Genomic DNA, 3,027 nt, shown 5'->3' on the forward strand with positions numbered 1-3,027 from the left:
AGCGAGAACGGCCCGGCGCCGGCGAGCCGCACCGCGGCGAGCACGGCCCCCACCGTGCCCGCCGCGATGCCGAGCACGCGCACCCGGGCGGGCCGCGTGTCGTCGTCGGTGCGGGTGGTGACCAGGTGCACCGCCGCACCGGCGGCCAGGGACCCGGCGACGGCGTACCCGGCGTCCGGCGCGAACCACGGCGCGCCGGGGGTGCCGGCGAGCTGGAGGACCAGCAGCGCGGTCACGGCGGCTGCGGGCAGCACGGCGAGTACCGGGCGGGGACCGACGAGCAGCGCCGGTACCGCGACCGTGAACAGGAGGAGGAACAGGGTCCAGCCGGTGAGCCCGGCGCCGGACCGGGTCACCGCGGCAACCGCGGCGGAGACGGCGACGAGCGCCGCGACTCCCGCGACGACCCGCTCGGCGCGTCCGGGCGCACCGGCCAGGACCCGGACCAGACCGGTTCCGGCCACCACGGCGAGCGCGGTGAGCAGGACCAGCCGCAGGGCCGTGTCCGCGAACGGCACGCCGTCGAGGGGTCCTCGGGCGAGGACCGCCGGGGCGGCCCCCGCCACTGCACGGAGCAGGGCGGGGGCGTCCCCGGCCGGGCCGGCGGGCAGGAGCCCGCCGGCCGGCACGAGCGTCACGATCGACGAGGGGGACATCATCAGTCCTTGATGTCCTCGTCGGCCGCGACGAACAGCATCGAGTGCGGCTTGGCGTTGCCGAAGTCACCGTGCGGCCAGTGCTGGCGGTTGAAGCTCACGCACGTGTCCCCGGTGTCCTCGTCCTTGAACGACTCGTCCAGGCTCAGCGAGCCGTCCTGGGCGATGTCGGTCATGCACAGCTTGTGGTCGCCGTCGAGCCCGGTGCGGGCCACGAAGTAGTTCGCGGTCGCGAGGCGCTTGGGCTGGTCGGTGTGGCGGTAGTAGCCGTCGTCACCGCGCTCCAGGTTGTCCAGCGCGCCCCAGTGCGGGCCCGCGCCGGTCTGGTCCGGGTTGATGCCGACCGTGCCCTTGATCGTCGGGCAGTCGCTCTCGGCGCCACCGGCGGTGGTCTCCTCGATCGTGTCGATCGAGCACTGCGGCGCGTTGCCGGAGGCCAGGAGCTTCTCGATGTCGAGCGCGATGACCCCGCCCGCGGTGCCCTTGTCGTCCGGGCCCAGCGTGCCGGCCTTGCGACCGATCGTGGCGTGGTAGAGCGTCGTGTCGTCGGCGCTGGTCTGGATCCAGCCGCCGTTCGCGCTCGGGCCGCCGTTCTCGCCACCGACACCCAGCTCGGGTGCGGAGGTCCCCAGGTCGAAGACCTCCTTCCACTCCGGGTTCTCGGCGGTGATGTCCGGCGTGTAGAAGATGGCGCCGCCCTGCATGGTCTGGGCGAACGCGCCCTTGTTCTCCGGCCGGTTGGTGACCGTGGTCTCCATGACGGCGCGGTTCTCGTTGCGCAGCGGGTCGACCCCGTTGGAGCGCGGACCGGTCGGCAGGTACTGCACCGACGTGACCTTCGGCTTGTTCAGGTCGGAGATGTCCCAGGTCCGCACGGTGGGCCGGCGCAGGTACGGCGACGGGTTCTTCACCGGGTCGAGGATGATCGACCGCGGCTCCGCGTAGTCACTGGTGACCATGGTGTTCAGGTCCTCGCGGACCTGGATGCCGTGCGGATTCGCGCAGGTGGGGTTGCCCAGGGCCGGCATGTTGAGGCACTGGGTCGGGTCCTCGGGCGTCTCGGTCGCGGCCGGGGCCTCGACGAGGTTCCTGCCCTCCTCGTCGAACCGGATCACCGAGCCGGGAGAGCCCGCGAAGCCGTTGCCGGTGCGGACCTCGCCGCCTGAGTAACGGCACGGCCCCGGGGCGACGGGGCCGCCCATGTAGGTGCCGTAGGCGGTGCCGTCCTTGAGGACCCAGTAGGCGTCCGGCACCGAGCCGCAGAGCGTCTGCGACGGCAGCGAGATGCCCGACAGCCTGATCTCCGGCAGCGCCGCGACGTCGAAGACGTAGGTGGCCGCGGAGAACAGGCCGCCCGCGTAGATCTTGTCGCCCTTGCGCCACGAGTACTGCATGTGGTGCGGCTCGTTCTCCACGAGCGGGCCAACGGTCGCGGTGTTGACGACCTTGCCGTAGTCCGGGGTGCCCTTGGTGACGTCGACGACGGCCAGGAAGTCCGGACCGGGGAGTGCGTCGCGGACCTTGTCGACCGGGTCGAGCAGCGACCCCGGCAGGTTGCGCACGTCGGCGACCGCGGTGTCGGCGACGTTCTCGTCACCGGCCCAGACCAGCGCGTACTCCTTCCTGGGTCCGTCGGCGGACTGCCGGCGGGCCTCCGGCGTGAGGTTGTTCTCGACCCAGTAGCTCTTGCCGTCGGCGCCGGTGACCTCGGACTTGACCTTGTCGATCGTTCCCTGGGCCGACGCGGGGATCGCGACGACCCCGGCGACGACGGCGGCGCTCGCGAGGGCGATGAGCCCCCGCCGCGCCCAGCGGGACTGCGGGAGCAGGCTCATTCGCCGGCCCCACCGGACAGGAAGGTCGGGGTGATCTGCTTGGGCGCCTTCGACACGACGTCGACCAGCCCGGCGGCGGGGACGCCCGCGGGGGCGAAGTCGCGCAGCTGCTGGATCGGCTGGTCGGAGTCGAACGCCTCGTGGGACGACTCGACCGGGGGCGCCGTCGGCGCCGGGTCGGGCTGGTCGTCGTTCGGGGCGCTGAGGATCGCGCCGAGGTCGGGGACCAGGTCCGGGGTGGCCGCCTGGGCCGCCCCGGACAGGCCGATCAGGGCGGTGCCGGCGAGAGCGGCGCCGCCGGCGATCAGCCGGGCCCGGGACGCGGACCGTGCGCGGTGCTGAGGCACGACGTGTCTCCTTCTTTCGTGACGGGGAGTGAAGTGGAGTCCGATGTGGACACCCGCCGAGCGGCGAGCCGCGACGTCGTCCGTCGTGGACGGCGCCGCGGGGCGCGGGCAGGTGCGGGCGTGCGCCACGAGGGGCCGTCGGACCCCGCCCTCCCGGGCCGCCGGGGGGGGACGGGGCGGGAGGTCCGC

Annotated in this window: 2 protein-coding genes and 1 pseudogene; all 3 read right to left on the reverse strand. The window is 73.5% G+C overall.

All coding sequences use genetic code 11. From position 1 onward, the window contains the following. Positions 1 to 656 (reverse strand): annotated as a pseudogene (locus tag GTW08_RS25580) (hypothetical protein); the annotation flags it as partial. A gap of 2 nt (positions 657 to 658) precedes the next feature. Continuing rightward, the gene (locus GTW08_RS25585; RefSeq protein ID WP_073577186.1) at positions 659 to 2,491 is read right to left on the reverse strand and encodes a hypothetical protein; all 1,833 of its coding nucleotides are present in this window, start codon (positions 2,489 to 2,491) and stop codon (positions 659 to 661) included. After that, positions 2,488 to 2,838, reverse strand: coding sequence for a hypothetical protein (locus GTW08_RS25590; protein WP_073577187.1), 351 nt, complete (start codon positions 2,836 to 2,838; stop codon positions 2,488 to 2,490). The genes GTW08_RS25585 and GTW08_RS25590 overlap by 4 nt, the downstream gene beginning before the upstream one ends. Positions 2,839 to 3,027: the final 189 nt, after the last annotated feature.

The sequence above is a fragment of the Pseudonocardia sp. SID8383 genome (assembly GCF_009864975.1).
GTDB lineage: Bacteria > Actinomycetota > Actinomycetes > Mycobacteriales > Pseudonocardiaceae > Pseudonocardia > Pseudonocardia alni.

Excerpts from the sequence above, each read along its gene's own strand:
- GTW08_RS25585 (WP_073577186.1), bottom strand. The coding sequence starts at position 2,491 with ATGAGCCTGCTCCCGCAGTCCCGCTGGGCGCGGCGGGGGCTCATCGCC.